Source organism: Micromonospora sp. NPDC005252 (assembly GCF_042872475.1).
Taxonomy (GTDB): Bacteria; Actinomycetota; Actinomycetes; order Mycobacteriales; family Micromonosporaceae; genus Micromonospora.
Genome location: NZ_JBIAKN010000004.1, coordinates 300,005 through 315,611, shown reverse-complemented (window position 1 = coordinate 315,611; position 15,607 = coordinate 300,005). Strand labels below are relative to the sequence as shown.

The 15,607-nt window shown below is 71.1% G+C and carries 14 protein-coding genes; 6 read left to right on the top strand and 8 right to left on the bottom strand.

The window, feature by feature from the left end:
* Nucleotides 1-19: 19 nt before the first annotated feature.
* A complete protein-coding gene (locus ACFYPH_RS14445) occupies nucleotides 20-1,291 on the bottom strand; it encodes a hypothetical protein (protein ID WP_387181885.1) in 1,272 nt (423 codons plus the stop codon).
* Nucleotides 1,288-2,493: a hypothetical protein gene (locus tag ACFYPH_RS14440; RefSeq protein ID WP_354856740.1), complete on the bottom strand. Its 1,206-nt coding sequence runs from the start codon at nucleotides 2,491-2,493 to the stop codon at nucleotides 1,288-1,290. Before ACFYPH_RS14440 ends, ACFYPH_RS14445 begins: the two co-directional genes overlap by 4 nt.
* Before the next feature lie 250 nt (nucleotides 2,494-2,743).
* On the opposite strand from ACFYPH_RS14440, the gene ACFYPH_RS14435 reads away from it, so the two are divergent.
* The gene (locus ACFYPH_RS14435) at nucleotides 2,744-3,670 is read left to right on the top strand and encodes an NAD(+)/NADH kinase (protein ID WP_354856738.1); all 927 of its coding nucleotides are present in this window, start codon (nucleotides 2,744-2,746) and stop codon (nucleotides 3,668-3,670) included.
* A gap of 163 nt (nucleotides 3,671-3,833) precedes the next feature.
* Nucleotides 3,834-5,711 (top strand): nucleoside-diphosphate sugar epimerase/dehydratase, encoded by a 1,878-nt coding sequence (locus ACFYPH_RS14430; protein WP_354856736.1) that lies wholly within the window; start codon nucleotides 3,834-3,836, stop codon nucleotides 5,709-5,711.
* Nucleotides 5,712-5,779: 68 nt separating this feature from the next.
* Here the strand turns inward: ACFYPH_RS14430 and pgm are convergent, their stop codons facing one another.
* On the bottom strand, nucleotides 5,780-7,417 hold the full coding sequence (pgm, locus tag ACFYPH_RS14425; protein ID WP_387181882.1) for a phosphoglucomutase (alpha-D-glucose-1,6-bisphosphate-dependent): 1,638 nt from the start codon (nucleotides 7,415-7,417) through the stop codon (nucleotides 5,780-5,782).
* Nucleotides 7,418-7,445: 28 nt separating this feature from the next.
* Nucleotides 7,446-8,678: a glucose-1-phosphate adenylyltransferase gene (gene glgC, locus ACFYPH_RS14420; protein ID WP_354856733.1), complete on the bottom strand. Its 1,233-nt coding sequence runs from the start codon at nucleotides 8,676-8,678 to the stop codon at nucleotides 7,446-7,448.
* Nucleotides 8,679-8,750: 72 nt separating this feature from the next.
* Here glgC and glgA point away from each other — a divergent pair, with 72 nt between their 5' ends.
* Together glgA and ACFYPH_RS14410 are read left to right on the top strand one after the other, a co-directional pair.
* Nucleotides 8,751-9,956 (top strand): glycogen synthase, encoded by a 1,206-nt coding sequence (gene glgA / locus ACFYPH_RS14415; protein WP_387181880.1) that lies wholly within the window; start codon nucleotides 8,751-8,753, stop codon nucleotides 9,954-9,956.
* A gap of 13 nt (nucleotides 9,957-9,969) precedes the next feature.
* A complete protein-coding gene (locus ACFYPH_RS14410) occupies nucleotides 9,970-10,464 on the top strand; it encodes a hypothetical protein (protein WP_387181877.1) in 495 nt (164 codons plus the stop codon).
* On the opposite strand, the gene ACFYPH_RS14405 is transcribed toward ACFYPH_RS14410, so the two are convergent.
* The gene (locus tag ACFYPH_RS14405) at nucleotides 10,436-11,380 is read right to left on the bottom strand and encodes an inositol-3-phosphate synthase (protein ID WP_387181874.1); all 945 of its coding nucleotides are present in this window, start codon (nucleotides 11,378-11,380) and stop codon (nucleotides 10,436-10,438) included. The genes ACFYPH_RS14410 and ACFYPH_RS14405 overlap by 29 nt on opposite strands.
* 108 nt (nucleotides 11,381-11,488) lie before the next feature.
* On the opposite strand from ACFYPH_RS14405, the gene ACFYPH_RS14400 reads away from it, so the two are divergent.
* On the top strand, nucleotides 11,489-12,739 hold the full coding sequence (locus ACFYPH_RS14400; protein ID WP_387181872.1) for a DUF222 domain-containing protein: 1,251 nt from the start codon (nucleotides 11,489-11,491) through the stop codon (nucleotides 12,737-12,739).
* 22 nt (nucleotides 12,740-12,761) lie between these two features.
* Here ACFYPH_RS14400 and ACFYPH_RS14395 read toward each other — a convergent pair whose 3' ends face one another.
* Nucleotides 12,762-13,940, bottom strand: coding sequence for a helix-turn-helix domain-containing protein (locus ACFYPH_RS14395; protein WP_387181870.1), 1,179 nt, complete (start codon nucleotides 13,938-13,940; stop codon nucleotides 12,762-12,764).
* A 430-nt stretch (nucleotides 13,941-14,370) separates the two neighbouring features.
* On the opposite strand from ACFYPH_RS14395, the gene ACFYPH_RS14390 reads away from it, so the two are divergent.
* On the top strand, nucleotides 14,371-14,598 hold the full coding sequence (locus ACFYPH_RS14390) for a winged helix-turn-helix domain-containing protein (protein ID WP_354856718.1): 228 nt from the start codon (nucleotides 14,371-14,373) through the stop codon (nucleotides 14,596-14,598).
* A 234-nt stretch (nucleotides 14,599-14,832) separates the two neighbouring features.
* On the opposite strand, the gene ACFYPH_RS14385 is transcribed toward ACFYPH_RS14390, so the two are convergent.
* Together ACFYPH_RS14385 and ACFYPH_RS14380 are read right to left on the bottom strand one after the other, a co-directional pair.
* Nucleotides 14,833-15,288 (bottom strand): type II toxin-antitoxin system VapC family toxin, encoded by a 456-nt coding sequence (locus ACFYPH_RS14385; RefSeq protein WP_387181867.1) that lies wholly within the window; start codon nucleotides 15,286-15,288, stop codon nucleotides 14,833-14,835.
* Nucleotides 15,278-15,535, bottom strand: coding sequence for an AbrB/MazE/SpoVT family DNA-binding domain-containing protein (locus ACFYPH_RS14380; protein WP_354856713.1), 258 nt, complete (start codon nucleotides 15,533-15,535; stop codon nucleotides 15,278-15,280). Before ACFYPH_RS14380 ends, ACFYPH_RS14385 begins: the two co-directional genes overlap by 11 nt.
* Nucleotides 15,536-15,607: the final 72 nt, after the last annotated feature.

Below are 15,607 nucleotides of genomic sequence, written 5' to 3'. Positions count from 1 at the left end.
GTCGGCGCGGGTCCGGCGGTCAGACCGGTTGGACGACCGGTGGGCGCTCCACCGCCCGGTCGGACAGCAGCAGGAGATAGCTGCCGCCCCAGGCCACCGCGCTGAGCAGGGCCAGCACGACAAGCGCGCCGGCCGCCCCGGGCGCGCCGAACAGGACCGCCCCGGCGACGACCGCCGGCACACGGAGCCCGCCGAGCAGGATGCCGAGCACTATCGCCCGCCGGCTCGCCCGCTCGATCCGCAGCCCGGCGAAGCCGATCGTGGCCGGCACGGCGAGCAGGCTCTCCAGCGCGAGCAGTACCAGCAGGCTCCGGGCGACGGTCCAGTTGGCGCCGAGCAGTTCCTTCCCGACCGCGTCCGGCAAGAGGGCGACCACGATGGTCAACGGCAGAACGGCGGCGGCCACGAGCAGCGCGAGCCGGACAGCCGCCCGAGTCCGCACCGCGCGGGACTCGGCCCGGGTGCGGGCCAACTGCGGCAGGATCAGCGTGGCCGCGGTCGACAGCACCAGGTTGACCGGCCCCAGCAGCGTGCGCCCGGCGCTCAACGCGCCGACCACCGCCGTGCCGGCGACCAACGCCACAGCGGTCAGCGCCAGCTGCGCCGACCCGGTGGTCAGCAGGAACTGCGCACCGAACCCCGCCGCGACGCGGCTCTCGGCGCGGCCGACCCGCCAGCCGGGCACCAGCGCGTACCGGCGCCGGGCCGACACGACCACGCCGATCAGAGCGCCGCCGACGGCCCACAGGGCGAAGACGTACGGCGCGTCGATCACCCGGAGCAGGCCGGCCAGCGCGGCACACCCGGTGAGCACCGCCCAGGCGATCTCCTGGGCCATCGCCGCCGAGGGAGCGCCGATGCCGACGGCGACCGCCTTGGTGTAGTCGTAGAGGACCAACCCGGGCAGGGCGAGGCCCGCGAACAGCAGGTAGGTCGAGCCGTACGCCACGCCGGCCGCGCCGACCAGGGAGCCACCGACGAGGCCGAGCAGGATCGCCCGCCGGGCGGCCGGCGCGACCCCGATCCCGGTGGCCAGCACGGTGTCGGTCACTGTGCTCCGCACCAACCCGGAGCCGACGATGTAGAACGAGAAGGCCAGGGCGAACTGACCCAGCCCGCCGACCGACTCCAGTCGGGTCACGGTGATCGCCAGCAGCAGGTTGCCGCCGCTGGAGAGCCCGCCGACGACCAGCGCGAGCAGCGCCCGGCGACCGGTGCGTGGACCGTCCGGAGCGTCGGCCCGGCCGACGGCGTGCCGGCCGACCGCGTGCCGGCCCACCCGTACGGTCACCGGATCGCGCCGCGGGCGGTGGGCAGTCGGCCGGTGCCCGCGTTCTTGCGGGCCCCGTGCAGGGGGCGGCGGGTGAGCCCCAGGAGGACGAAGACCGGCAGCGCCGCCACCACGTGCTGCAGAAAACTGATGGTGGAGTCCGGGTAGGTGTTGGACCAGAGCAGCGGGTCGAAGAGCACCAGGCAGAAGAGGCTCAGCCGGACCGGGCCGGGCGGCCCCCGCCAGCGCAGCAGCATTGCCGCCACCGCGGCCCAGAAGGCGTGCACGGCGACCACGCCGACCGGGCCGTCGAAGAACCAGATGTTGCCCAGCAGCAGGAAGGTGTAGGCCGACGTCGACCCACCGCCGATGTACAGGTTGATCCGCTGCCCGGTGGAGAGCACCGGCCGGTCCGGGTCCAGCACCCGGGGCACCAGCCCGTACCGCAGGTAGTCGGTGACCCCGGGCTGACCCAGGTCGACCGGGACGTCGAAGCCCGCCACCACACTGAGCTGACTGTCCAACCGCAGTCGGTCCGTGGCGGTGACAGTGGTGTCCACCGCGACGCCGCGATCCTCCCGAATGTTGTTGCGGTGTTCGAACACGGCCGGCCAGGCGAGGAAGAGCACCACCGCACAGACCACCAGGTAACGCAGTCGGAAGACGCCGCAGAGCGCTCCGGTGGCAGCCATGAAGAACGCCAGCGCGACCAGCGGAGCGGTGACTGCCGTCAGCAGGGCGACGTAGAGCTCCGCGCCGACGAGGACGGCCAGCCAGCCGTACAGTTTCACCCGCGACAGCCGACCGCTCAGGTGGCTGGCCACCAGCAACGCGAAGCCCAGGGCTGTCCACCCCGAGAAGAGCGTGCTCACCATTGCAAGTGGCCCGTCGGTCAGGTCACCGGCGACCTGGTTGACGATGGTGCCGCGCCCGAGGTGGGCCCCGAGCACGTTGGCGGTGATGCTGGTCAGCGTGACCACGATGGCCACCGGGTAGAGCCGCGGGTACCGGGCGTGGGCGCGCCGGAAGCCCTCCCGCCAGCGCGGGTCGGGCCGCCCGAGCAGCCGCCCGACCGTTTCCACGGCGGCGCTGCCCAGCACCGCGAGCCCGACCAGGGAGACGATGAAGCCGGTCTCCGGATTCCGGTAGAAGACCGCTGTCGGCAGGATGAGCAGCGCGTACGGGGCGAGCACGACGACGGTCACCGGGTAGCAGCGGAGCACCCGACCGACGAGATCCCGGTGGGCAGCCGACGCCCCGTCCCTGGTTGGCCGATCCGTCCGCGCCTCGGTTCCACCGGTCGGCCCGCCGGGGTCGAGGGCAGCCCCGGGCCAGGTCATCGCGCGCGCCCCCTTTGGGATGTTGTTGGTCGCTCCTGACCCAACGAACCAACCGACCGGGCGAAACGCCCTTGCGTACGCGGTCGTCGCGGGTCGGCCCGTGCGGCCGCCCAAACTGTGATGAGCTGGGAACATGGATCGGTTCCGGCTCGGGCTGGTGCTCCATCCCACCCGGGACGTGTCCCCGGTGGTGGGCACGATCGTGGCCTGGGCCGCCGAGCACCACGCCGTCCTGGCGGTTCGCGAACAGGACCGGCACCGGGTGCCCGAGCCGGTCCGGGGGGTGCCGGAGGAGGAGCTGGCCGCCGGGTCGGACATGCTGGTCGCCATCGGCGGGGACGGCACGATGCTGGGCGCGCTGCGGCTGGCCGTCCACGACCCGAAGCCGGTGCTCGGCGTACACCTGGGCAAGCTGGGGTTCCTCGTGGAGGTCGAACCGCCGGACCTGCCGGCGGCGCTGGCCCGACTGCTGACCGGGGAGTACACCATCGAGGCACACAGCTGCCTGGCCTGCACGGTGTGCGGCGACGACGTCGTCGCGTTCAACGACATCGCGCTGGTCCGCCATCCGGGGCAGGGCTTCGTCAGCGCGAACCTGAGCGTGGACGGGCAACAGTACGGCTACTACCGCTGTGACGCGGTGGTCGTGTGCACCCCGACCGGGTCGACCGCCTACAGCTACGCCGCCGGTGGACCCCTGATCTCGCCGGCGACGCGGGCCGTGGTGGTGACGCCGAGCGCTCCGATGGCCGGCATCTCCCGGTCGGTGGTGCTCTCGCCGGAGGAGACGGTGCGGCTGGACCTGCGGCCCGGGTCCGGGCCGGTCTCGGTGGAGGTGGACGGGCGGGTGATCCGCAACAGGTCGACGACGGGTGCGGTGGAGGTGCACTACCGCCACGGCGCCGGCCTGGTGGTCCGCCTCGATCCGCGCCGCCACCAGGAACGCAATCAGCTCAAGCTGGGGCTGCTGGATCTTCCCCTGTTGCCGGAGCAGCTTCGCGAGTTGCTTCCCGAGAGCCTGCGTCGCCAGCTCGGCCGCCGCGAGGAGCCTCGCCGGTAACGGCACTTTCGTCGGGCTTCCCGACACTGAATCAGACAAACGGTTATGGAAATGTGAAAACCGGATTCCGTGTCGCAAAATCCGTTAAGCAGTTAGGGGACGTGTGTGGCCCCCTGACCTGCCCTGGGTCACCCCCGGCCACGGACAGGACAGGGAGTCGTAGATGCCGCCGGAGATACAACGGGTTGAGCCAACGACATCACCAGCCACCGGCCGGGCCAGGGTGAGTCGTCGTCGGACCGCCGTCTTCCTCGCCGCCGACGCCCTCGGCTGGGTCGGCGGGTTCACGGTCGCAGGCTGGGCGAGGTACGAGTTGGCTCTCACCATCGACCAGGCGGTCAACGCGGTACTGCTCGGCGGCGGGGCCGCCGTGCTGCACGTCGGCGTCAGCGCGCTGCGTCGCATCCGTTCCGGTCGTCAACCCCTCGGCACCGTCGAGGAGGTTCGTGGCCTCGCCGGCACCACCGCCACCACCGCGGCGATCGTCCTCGTCGCCCTTCTCACGCTTGGCGAACGCCCGGTGCCGGCCAGCACCCCGGTGATCGGTGCCGCGCTGGCGCTGCTGCTGATGCTCAGCTGCCGGCTCCTGCACCGCCACCGACGGGACCGTGCGATGCGACCGGACGCCCGCTCGGCCACCCCGGTGCTGCTCTTCGGCCTCGGCGAGGCCGGGCAGGGGCTGGTGCGCGCGATGCTCAGCGACCCGAAGGGCCGCTACCTGCCCGTCGGCGCGCTCGACGACGACCCGGGCAAACACGACCTCCGCATCGCCGGTGTCCCGGTGCTGGGCGGCCGGCAGCACCTCGTCGACGTGATCCGCCGCACCGGCGCCACCACAGTGATCTTCGCGGTGGCCAACGCCGACGCCACGCTGATCCGCGAGGTGCGGGAGGCGACCCTGCGCACCGGCGCAGCGTTCAAGGTCCTGCCACCGGTCCGGGATCTGGTGGATCACCGGATCACTGTCAGCGACGTGCGGGACGTCCAGATCAGCGACCTGCTCGGCCGACGCCAGGTGGTCGGCGACCTGACCTTGGACGACAACGGGCTCACCGGTCGACGCGTTCTGGTCACCGGCGCCGGAGGCTCGATCGGCTCGGAGTTGTGCCGGCAGATCATGCGGGCCAACCCCGGTGAGCTGATGATGCTGGACCGGGACGAGTCGGCCCTGCACAGCCTCCAGATGTCGCTCACCGGACGTGCGCTGCTGGACGGCCCCGAACTCATCCTCGCCGACCTGCGGGACGACGAAGGTATCCGACGCATCATGCGGGAACGCCGCCCCGAGATCGTCTTCCACGCCGCCGCGCTGAAGCACCTGACCCTGCTGGAACGGCACCCGGGCGAGGCGGTCAAGACCAACGTCTGGGGAACGCTCAGCGTGCTGGACGCGTGCCGGGACGTCGCCCGTTTCGTCAACATCTCCACCGACAAGGCCGCCGACCCGATCAGCGTGCTCGGCTACTCAAAGCGCATCACCGAGATGCTGACCGCGCACGCTGCGGCGACCTACCCGGGCACCTTCCTGAGCGTCCGGTTCGGCAACGTCCTGAGCAGCCGGGGCTCGGTGGTTACTGCCTTCCAACGGCAGATCGAGGCGAGGCAGCCGCTGACAGTCACCGACCCCAACGTGACCCGGTACCTGATGACGGTGCAGGAGGCGGTGCACCTGGTCCTCCAGGCGGCCGCCATCGGCCGCGACGGGGAGGCCCTGGTGCTCGACATGGGCGAGCCGGTCCGGATCGACGACCTCGCCCGCCGCATGGTCGAGCGGTCGGCCACTCCGGTCCCGATCGTCTACACCGGGCTACGCCCGGGGGAGAAGCTGCACGAGGACCTGCTCGGTCAGGGCGAGGCCGACCACCGGCCACTGCACCCGCTGATCTCGCACGTGACCGTTCCGGCCCTGGACCCCCTCGAGGTCAGTGGACTGGATCCGTTCGACGAACCTGCCAAGGTCGTCGATCAGCTCGCCCGGCTCTGTGGCAGCCCGCACGGCTCGCTCCCCCAACGGCGCGGGGGCGTACCGCTGGCTCGCTGACCTCGCGGAAACGGGGCCGACGCCTTCTGGCGTCGGCCCCGCCGCGTTCGAGGTAGAAGCCCGACCGCTCAGCCGAGAACCTGCGTGACCAGGTCCTGGGCCTCCTGCTGGAGACGGCGGAGGTGCTCCGGGCCCTGGAAGGACTCGGCGTAGATCTTGTAGACGTCCTCGGTGCCGGACGGGCGGGCGGCGAACCAGCCGGACTCCGTGGTGACCTTCAGGCCGCCGATCGGTGCGCCGTTGCCGGGGGCGGTGGTCAGGGTCGCGGTGATCGGCTCACCGGCCAGCTCGGTGGCGTCGACCTGGTCCGGGGAGAGCTTGGCGAGCACGGCCTTCTGCTCCCGGGTGGCCGGGGCGTCGATCCGGGCGTACGCGGGCGCGCCGAACCGCTCGGCCAGCTCCGCCCAGTGCTCGCTCGGGCTGCGCCCGGTCGTGGCCAGGATCTCGGAGGCCAGCAGGCAGAGCAGGATGCCGTCCTTGTCGGTGGTCCAGGTGGAGCCGTCGCGGCGCAGGAACGACGCCCCGGCGCTCTCCTCACCGCCGAAGCCGACCGAACCGTCGAGCAGGCCGGGCACGAACCACTTGAAGCCGACCGGCACCTCCAGCAGCGGCCGGCCCAGGTCGGCGGCCACCCGGTCGATCATCGAGGAGGAGACCAGGGTCTTGCCCACCGCGGCGGCCGGACCCCAGTTGGCGCGGGTGCGGAACAGGTGCCCGATCGCCACCGCCAGGAAGTGGTTGGGATTCATCAGGCCGGCGTCGGGGGTGACGATGCCGTGCCGGTCGGCGTCGGCGTCGTTGCCCGTGGAGATCTGGTAGTCGGCGCGGGCGGCGATCAGGGACGCCATCGCGTTCGGCGAGGAGCAGTCCATCCGGATCTTGCCGTCCCCGTCCAGGGTCATGAACCGCCAGGTCGGGTCGACCGTCGGGTTGACCACCGTCAGGTCCAGCCGGTGCCGCTCGGCGATCTCGCCCCAGTACGCCACGCTGGCCCCGCCGAGCGGGTCCGCGCCGATCCGCACCCCGGCGTCGCGGATGGCGTCGATGTCGATCGCCGCCGGCAGGTCGTCGACGTAGTGCGCGAGGAAGTCGTACTCCCCGGTGGTGTCGGCGGCCCGGGCCCGCGCGTAGGTGATCCGGCGGACGTCCTTGAGCCCGGCGGCGAGGATCGCGTTGGCGCGGTCCTGGATCCAGCGGGTGACGTCGGTGTCGGCCGGCCCGCCGTTGGTGGGGTTGTACTTGAAGCCCCCGTCGTCGGGCGGGTTGTGTGACGGGGTGATGACGATGCCGTCGGCGAGCCCGCTGGTGCGGCCCCGGTTGTGGGTGAGGATCGCGTGCGACAGCGCCGGGGTGGGGGTGTAGCCGTCGCGGCTGTCGACCAGCACGGTGACCCCGTTGGCGGCGAGCACCTCCAGCGCGTCCACGGCGGCCGGCGCGGAGAGCGCGTGCGTGTCCCGGGCCAGGAACAGCGGGCCGTCGAGGCCCTGCTCCCGCCGGTAGTCGCAGAGCGCCTGGGTGACCGCGAGGATGTGGTCGGAGTTGAACGCGTTGCGCAGGCTGGAGCCCCGGTGGCCGGAGGTGCCGAAGGACACCTGCTGCGCCGGGTCCGCGGGGTCCGGATGCTCGGCGTAGTAGGCGGTCACCAGGCGCGGCACGTCGACCAGGTCGGCGGGCTCGGCGGGCTGGCCGGCACGGGGATGGGTCACGGGGTCTACCTCCTTGATAGTGCGACGGTCACAGCTCGACCCGCTGGCCCTTGCCGATCACCACGATGCCGTTGTCGGAGACGGTGTAACGCTGCCGGTCCTTCTCCAGGTCGACGCCGATCTCGGCGCCCTCGGGGACGAACACGTTCTTGTCCAGGATGGCCCGGCGAACCACCGCGTGCCGGCCGATCTCGACACCCTCCATCAGCACCGAGCCCTCGACGTGCGCCCAGGAGTGCACCCGCACCTTCGGCGACACGATCGAGTTCTCCACCAGCGAGCCGGAGATCACCACACCCGGCGAGACCATCGAGCCGACCGCGCGGCCGACCCGCTCACCCCACTGGTGGACGAACTTCGCGGGCGGCCACGGCGGCTGCTCCGTGTAGATCGGCCACTCGAAGTTGTAGAGGTTGAAGACGGGGTGCACGTTGATCAGATCCATGTGCGCGTCGTAGAACGAGTCGAGCGTCCCGACGTCGCGCCAGTAGCCGCGGTCCCGGTCGGTGCTGCCCGGCACCTCGTTGTCACGGAAGTCGTAGACGTTCGCCTCGCCCCGCTCGACGAGCATCGGGATGATGCTGCCGCCCATGTCGTGCTTGCTGGACTTGTCCGCCGCGTCCCGCTCGACCACCTCGCACAGAGCGCGGGTGGTGAAGACGTAGTTGCCCATCGAGGCGTAGATCTCGTCGGGCGCGTCCGGCAGGCCGACCGCGTCGGTGGGCTTCTCACGGAACGCACGGATCTTCCGGCCGTCCTCGCCGACCTCGATGACACCGAACTGGTCGGCCATCGAGAGGGGCTGACGGATGCCGGCGACGGTGACCGCCGCGCCGGAGGCGATGTGGTCCTCCACCATCTGCCGCGGGTCCATCCGGTAGATGTGGTCGGCGCCGAAGACGATCACGTAGTCGGGCTGCTCGTCGTTGATGAGGTTGAAGCTCTGGTAGATGGCGTCGGCCGAGCCGGCGAACCACCACGGACCACGACGCTGCTGCGCGGGCACCGGGGTGACGTAGTTGCCGAGAAGGGTGGACATCCGCCAGGTCTTGGTGATGTGTCGGTCGAGGGAGTGGGACTTGTACTGGGTCAGCACGACGATCTTGAGATAGCCGGCGTTGGCCAGGTTGGAGAGGACGAAATCGACCATGCGGTACATCCCGCCGAACGGGACGGCCGGCTTGGCCCGGTCCGTGGTGAGTGGCATCAGGCGCTTGCCCTCCCCACCCGCCAGGACGATCGCGAGCACCTTGGCAGCCATGCCCAGACGCTATCCACCCGCGTCGCACTTCACCACTCGTACGGGGAGTCTTCTGCACTAGGGTGCGGGGTCATGACGGAACCCACCCCGCTGCGCGTCGATCTGCTCACCCGCGAGTACCCACCGGAGGTCTACGGCGGCGCGGGCGTGCACGTCGAGTACCTGGCCCGGGAGTTGCGCCACCTCACCGACGTACGCGTGCACTGCTTCGGCCTGCCGCGCACCGAGCCGGGCGTCACGGCGTACGCCGATCCGCCCGGCCTGACCGGCGCGAACGCCGCGTTGCGGACGATGGGTGTGGACCTGGAGATGGCCGCCGGCACCGCCGGCACCGACGTGGTGCACAGCCACACGTGGTACGCGAACCTGGCCGGGCACACCGCGAAGCTGCTGCACGGGGTGCCGCACGTGCTGACCGCGCACAGCCTGGAGCCGCTGCGACCGTGGAAGGCCGAGCAGCTCGGCGGCGGCTACACGCTCTCCTCCTGGATCGAGCGCACCGCGATGGAGGCCGCCGACGCGGTGATCGCGGTCAGTGCGGGAATGCGCAACGACGTGCTCGCCGCCTACCCGCAGATCGACCCGGACCGGGTCCGGGTGGTCTACAACGGCATCGACACCGTGCAGTACGCCCCGGACTCCGGCACCGACGTGCTGGAGCGGCTCGGCATCGACCCGGCGCTGCCCAGCGTGGTCTATGTGGGAAGGATCACCCGGCAGAAGGGCCTGCCGTACCTGTTGCGGGCGGCCCGGGAGCTGCCGGCCGACACCCAGCTCGTGCTGCTCGCCGGCGCACCCGACACGGCCGAGATCGCCGCCGAAGTGGAAGAGCTGGTCGCCGAGCTGCGGGCCAACCGCTCCGGCGTGGTCTGGGTGGCCGAGATGCTGCCCAAGCCCGAGGTGATCCAGGTGCTCACCCACGCGACAGTCTTCGTCTGCCCCTCGGTGTACGAGCCGATGGGCATCGTCAACCTGGAGGCGATGGCCTGCGAGACGGCTGTGGTGGCGACCGCCACCGGCGGCATCCCCGAGGTGGTGGCCGACGACGAGACCGGCCTGCTGGTGCCGATCGAGCAGGCCACCGACGGGTCCGGGACTCCTCTGGCCCCGGACCGTTTCGTGGCCGACCTGGCGTCGGCGATCAACACGCTGCTCGCCGACCCGGCCCGCACCGAGCGGTTCGGCCTGGCCGGCCGTCGGCGCGCCGTTGAGCACTTCTCCTGGGACGCCATCGCCCGCCAGACCCTGGAGGTCTACCGCTCCGTCGGCGCGGCCTGAGGAAGCCGGCGAGATGCGGTACGACGAACTCGAAGCGGCGATCCTCCAGTTGGTCGTCGAGGCTGACGAGGCCAAGCTGCGCGTCTTCGGCCTGGAGACGGTCACCCGGCTGGTCCGGAGCGAACTGCTCGACACCGCCTCGGACGACGAACTGACCGAGGACGCGTGGGCGGCGCTAACCAGCGCCCGCGAGAACGTCCGGACGGCCGACGCGACGGAGCTCCGCGCACGGTTGACGCGGATCGACGCGGGCATCCTCGCCGACGGCGACCTGGATCAGGGGATCCTGATCGTCCTCACCGCGCTCGAACACTGGACCACCTACCTGGAGGAGGACCGGCGCGAGGAGCTGTACGAGTTGGCCATCCGCTCCGTCGAGGAGGTCGGCTTCCAGGTCTCGGCCGACCTCGACGACGTCCTCGCCACCCCGGAGATGACCGCCGAGTACGAGCGGATGAAACGCCTGCTCACCCCCGGCCTCAGATCGCCGTCCCCGGCGGCGACTTGAGCAACGACGTCGCTTCGGCGCAGTAACCACCACGCCCGTTCCGGAGCGCGCTGGCGGCGATGCGGATGAGGTCGATGTTGACCCCCGCAGCGCCACTCGGATCGTGCACCTTCAGCTTCACGTCGAGGCTCACCGCTGTCTCACCCCAACCCTGCGCCTCAAGGTTGAGGTGGGCCACCTTCTGCGACGCGAGATGCGGCAGGTACCCGAGCGGGGCGACCTCGACGCTGTCGGCGCCCGACAGGGCGTTGAGCTTGGACTGCTTCTTGGTGTTGGGGCTTTCGACCAGGTTGCGGAAGTCTTCGGTGCCGCCCAGATTGACCTGGTAGGAGCTGACCAGGGTGAGGCCCCGCTCCGCCAGCAGCCGCAGCAGCGCGTTGTGCAGCACCGAGGTGCCGAACTGGCTGGCCAGGTCGTCACCGAGTAGCGGTAGACCGGCTGCCTCGAACCTGTCGATCCAGCGTGGATCGCGCGCTACCGGGTCGGAGGTGGTGTTGATGAAGGCGACACCCGCCGTGTGAGCTGCCTCGGCGTACGCCTGGGCGGTCTCTGGCCGGCCGCTCGGCGCCGAGTAGAGGAGCACCTCCGCCCCTGCCAGCGCCGCTGCCACCCGCTGCACCTCGGTCGCGTCGACGAGGCCCTTCGTGACCGGCACACCCGCTTCGGGCAGGTCGCAGTCCAGCCGAGGGAAGTTGTTGGGCGCCAGAAAGATCGCCTCGGTCAGATCCCGGCCGATCTTCTCCGCGGAGGTGGCGAAAGCCGCCACGACGTCGATGTCCCCCACCCCGAGCCCGTCGATCACCGGCCGGCGAATGCCGACCAGGCTGCCGCTCTGGCGGTAGAGAGCAAGCCCCTGCACCAGTGCCGACGTGTTGTTGCCGACACCGACAACCGCGACCTTCACCCGTTCGATCATGGCGGGAGGCTACGTCACCTCGGCGCGTTTCGACGGGGTGGCGATCCGCTCCGACGGGACCACGAACGGTCTCCGGAAAGTGTCGTACAGGTGTTCTAGTCTCCTACTGTGATCGATGCGTTGGAGCAGGCCGAGGCCGCCGTGGCGGCCTGCTTCGACACGGCCGCCTGGGCTGCCAACGAGCGCGATCTCGTGGCGGCGCTGGATGCGACGCACCGCCTTGAGCAACGCCTGGCCGCGGTCAAGTTGACCCTCGTGCGCGAGCTGGACGGTCGAGGCACCGCGACGGCGCAGGGCGCGTCGTCAACGGCGGTGTGGCTGCGGGACCGGTTGCGGCTCGGGGTCGGTGCCGCCCGGCGGCTGGTCGAGTTGGCCGCAGCGCTCGACGCCGCTCCATCCGGGGTGCGTGACGCGTTGGTCGGCGGCGCGGTCGACGTGGAGCAGGTGCGGGTCATCTCCGGCACGGTCGAGACCGTGCACGCCGTCGCTGGCGCGGAGGCCGCCGACAAGGCCGTCGGTGTCCTCGTCGACTGGGCGGCGCAGTTCGACGCCGCCCTGTTGCGCAAGCTCGGCACCCGCATCCTCGACCACGTCGCCCCGGAGATCGCTGACGCCGCCGTCGATGCGGCGCTGCGGGCGCAGGAGTCACGGGCCGCCCGCGACCGGCACGTCACCGTGAGCGAGCAGCCCGACGGTCGGCTGCGCCTCACCGGCGTTCTCGATGTTGAGGCTGCGGCCCTGCTGCGCGCCGCCATCGACCCGCTCACCGCGCCCGCCGGCCCCGACGACACCCGCACCCCGGGCCAACGCCGCCACGACGCCCTGGCCGACGTCTGCCGACTCGCCCTGCGCACCGGCGAGCTGCCCGAGCACGGCGGTGACCCCACGCAGGTCGTCATCACCACCGGCTACGACGGGTTGACGCGGCAGTTGGGCGCCGGAGCCCTTGACACCGGCCTTCAGCTCACCCCCGAGGCCGTGCGTCGGCTCGCCTGCGACGCCGTCATCCTCCCCGCCGTCCTCGGCGGCGCCGGCCAACCCCTTGATGTCGGCCGGCAACGCCGCCTCATCACCGGCCCGCTGCGACGCGCCCTCGTCCTGCGCGACCGGGGTTGCGCGTTCCCCGGCTGCGACCGCCCACCCCGCTGGTGCGACGGCCACCACATCCGGCACTGGGCCGACGGCGGCGACACCAGCCTCGACAATGCGGTGCTGCTCTGCGGCCACCACCACCGACACGTTCACCGCGGTGACTGGACCGTCCACCTCGGCGGCGACGGCCACCCCGAATTCACCCCACCCGCCTGGCTCGACCCCGAACAACTCCCCCGCCGCAACCACTACCACCGGCGCAACTAACCAACGGCTCACCGTCAGCGCGTCAGGCGACGCCGAGAGTGGCGGCGAGCTGGGCCAGGCCGGTGGGCGCATCGGCGGACCGCCACACGACGGCAACCAGCTTCCGCACCGCCGGCCGGTCGTGCACCTCACCGTGCGCGGTGCGTTCGGCGTCGAGCAGCGCGCGGCCGGCCCGGAGCATGTCGCCACCCCGGATGTACACGCGCGCCACATCAAGCAGGTACGCGGCCCGGTGCTCGGGTGACAGCCACCGCCACCCGTCGGTGGCGAGCAGCCGCTCATGCCGGACCGTCGCCACCGCGACATCTCCGAGCGCCGCCTTGACGACCACCCGGGCTGCCTCCACCGCCGCCGACCCGAAGTCAGTACACCCAGCGGAGCCACCACCGCGGTCGACGGTGCGGGCCAGCTCTGCGGCCCGGTCGAGGGACTGATGGGCGTTGCGCGCTCCTCCCCCGCGCGCGGCGGCGAGGGCGGCCTGGATCAACAACGTCCCGCGCAGCGATGCGGCATCCGGGGAATTGGCACCGGACGCCTCGATCCCGTGCGCGGCTCGGAGTGCGACGTCCGCGGCCGAGCGCCGACGCTCCCGGGACCGCAGGGCCTGACTCAACGGCACGGTGGCGACACCGGAGAGCCGGGGATCGTTGGTGGCGAAGGCGACGGCGATCCCACGGTCGGCCGCCAGCCACGCCAGCTCTCCCTGGTCGACCTTCACCAGCGCCAGGGCGATGAGCGCGTACACCGACACCAGCAGTGTGTCGCCCGCCCCGCCGGCGCGGGCGGCCTGCGTCGCACGCGCGGCGTCGAGCAGGCTGGGTAGCAGGGCGAGTAGCGCCGGGTACCGGGCATGCCGGTAGCTCTGGTCGGCGTGGTCCAGACGGGCTCGCAGCTCCTCGGCGGAGGGCGTCTGGGTCGAGCCCGGCAGGTGGTATCGGGCCAACGCCGCCCGGATCCCGTCCACCCCGGCCGCGACGGGCTGCGGACGGGCTGAGCGGGTGGCCAGCAGGACCTCCACGTCGATGCGGAGCGTCTCGGCGATCTCCCGGAGGTTGGACACCCGCTCCAACCGGCGTACCCCACGCTCGACCTTGTCCACCCAACTCTTCGACTTGCCGAGCCGGTCGGCGAACTGCTGCTGCGTCATGTTGCGCCGCACCCGCCACTGCGCGACCCGGCGACCCACCGGCAGCTCGTTCACCGCAGGCCCGTCGCGCTCACCGCACGATCCCGACCACAAACAACAGGAGTACGACCACCGCGATCACGAGTCCGTAGGTGTACTGCCGCCGGGTGAGCGGCGCCCGCGTCGGGTGCGGCGGACAGGGCACCCGGTCTCCGTCCGGCTGCGGAGGCCGGCCGCCGGCAACCGGGTACGCCGGCGGCAACGGCCCATCCGAAGAACGCTCGTCCAACTGTGCCTCCTCGAACATGGCGGAAGGGGTGGTAACGACGCAGGTCAGGGCGGAGCGACACGGGGGAACCGCCCCGCCCTGCCAGGAGGAACTCCGCTGCTGACGAGAGATCCCCTGCCCTCAACTTAGAAGGCACTGCCTTCACAGTCAACAGAGCATGCACGGTGAGTTACCCACAGTGCGAAGATCGGTGCGCTGACGAGAGGTGGCGCCACCATGCCGCAAGCACCGCTGTACGAGCAGATCATCGATGACGTTGCTGCTTCGATTCAGGCCGGCACGTTGCAGCCGGGCGACAAGCTGCCCTCCATCGCCGAGATGCGAGAGCAGTACCAGTCGAGCGCCTGGCCGGTGCGTTACGCCCTGCGGATCTTGGAGGAGCGAGGCTGGATCGTCACTCGCCAAGGCAAGGGCTCGTTCGTGGCGCCGAACCCGCCCGCCTGAGCCTGAGGACATACCCCGACTTCGTTGATCGTTGTCAGCTGAGCAGTGCGACACGCCGAGGGTGATGCTGCTGAGGTGCCACGGATCGTCGCCGCTCGCCTGAAACCACAGGCTCCTCGTGAAGATCCGCGCAACTTCGGGGAAACTGCTGCGTCGGCGCGCGTTGAGGCAGCAGTTTCCCCGAAGGCGTGCGGATCTTGGCTTGCGCTCCGGGAGCGGGGCGGGGCGGGGCGGTCAGTCGACCGGCGTGATCAGCGTCAGGGTTGGGAAGTACGTGTGGTATCGCGCCCCATCACGGGTCAGCAGGTGGTACCGGCACACGGCGGCATGCGCGCCGATGTAGAAATTTGCTACCGGCGACCGCTTCGTGCCACCCAGTTTGCGGTACCGCGCGTAGGCCTTGCCGGCGAGGAAGCCGGCCAGGTACGGAAGCTCCTCGCGCAGAAAGTCCCCTGCCGGCAATGCCTCGTCCAACTCCTCGATGCGGGCGAAACGGACCGACAGCTCGGCGTACACGATGGGGTTGATCACCAGGTTGCCCGCGTCGCGGGCCTCGGCGAGGGCGGCGCCGGACCACTCCGCCCACTTGGCGTCGTCGGTCAGGATGTCCAGCAGCACATTGGTGTCGACCAGGGTCGTCACCGCGTCGGATGCACGCGACGGCACCGCGCGGAGCCGTTCACTCGCCACGCAGCAACTCCATCAACTCTTCGGTGGACATGTGCTCGGTCTCCTTGGCGCTGCCCCGACCGCGCATGTGGCGGACGAGTCGCTGACCCCGGGTGTCGGAGCCGTGTACGCGCACGATGCGCAGGGCCCCGCCCTCCTCCACCACGTCGACCTCGTCGCCCTCGTGCAGGTTGTAACGGGCTCGCAGCGCGGCCGGGATGGTCACCTGGCCCTTGCTGTTCAACCGCATGCTCTGTACCTCCGTCACGTAATACGAACGATACGTGACACCTACCGTTACGCGGTGCGTCCGATGAACCGCGCGGGGGGCTGAGCGGGG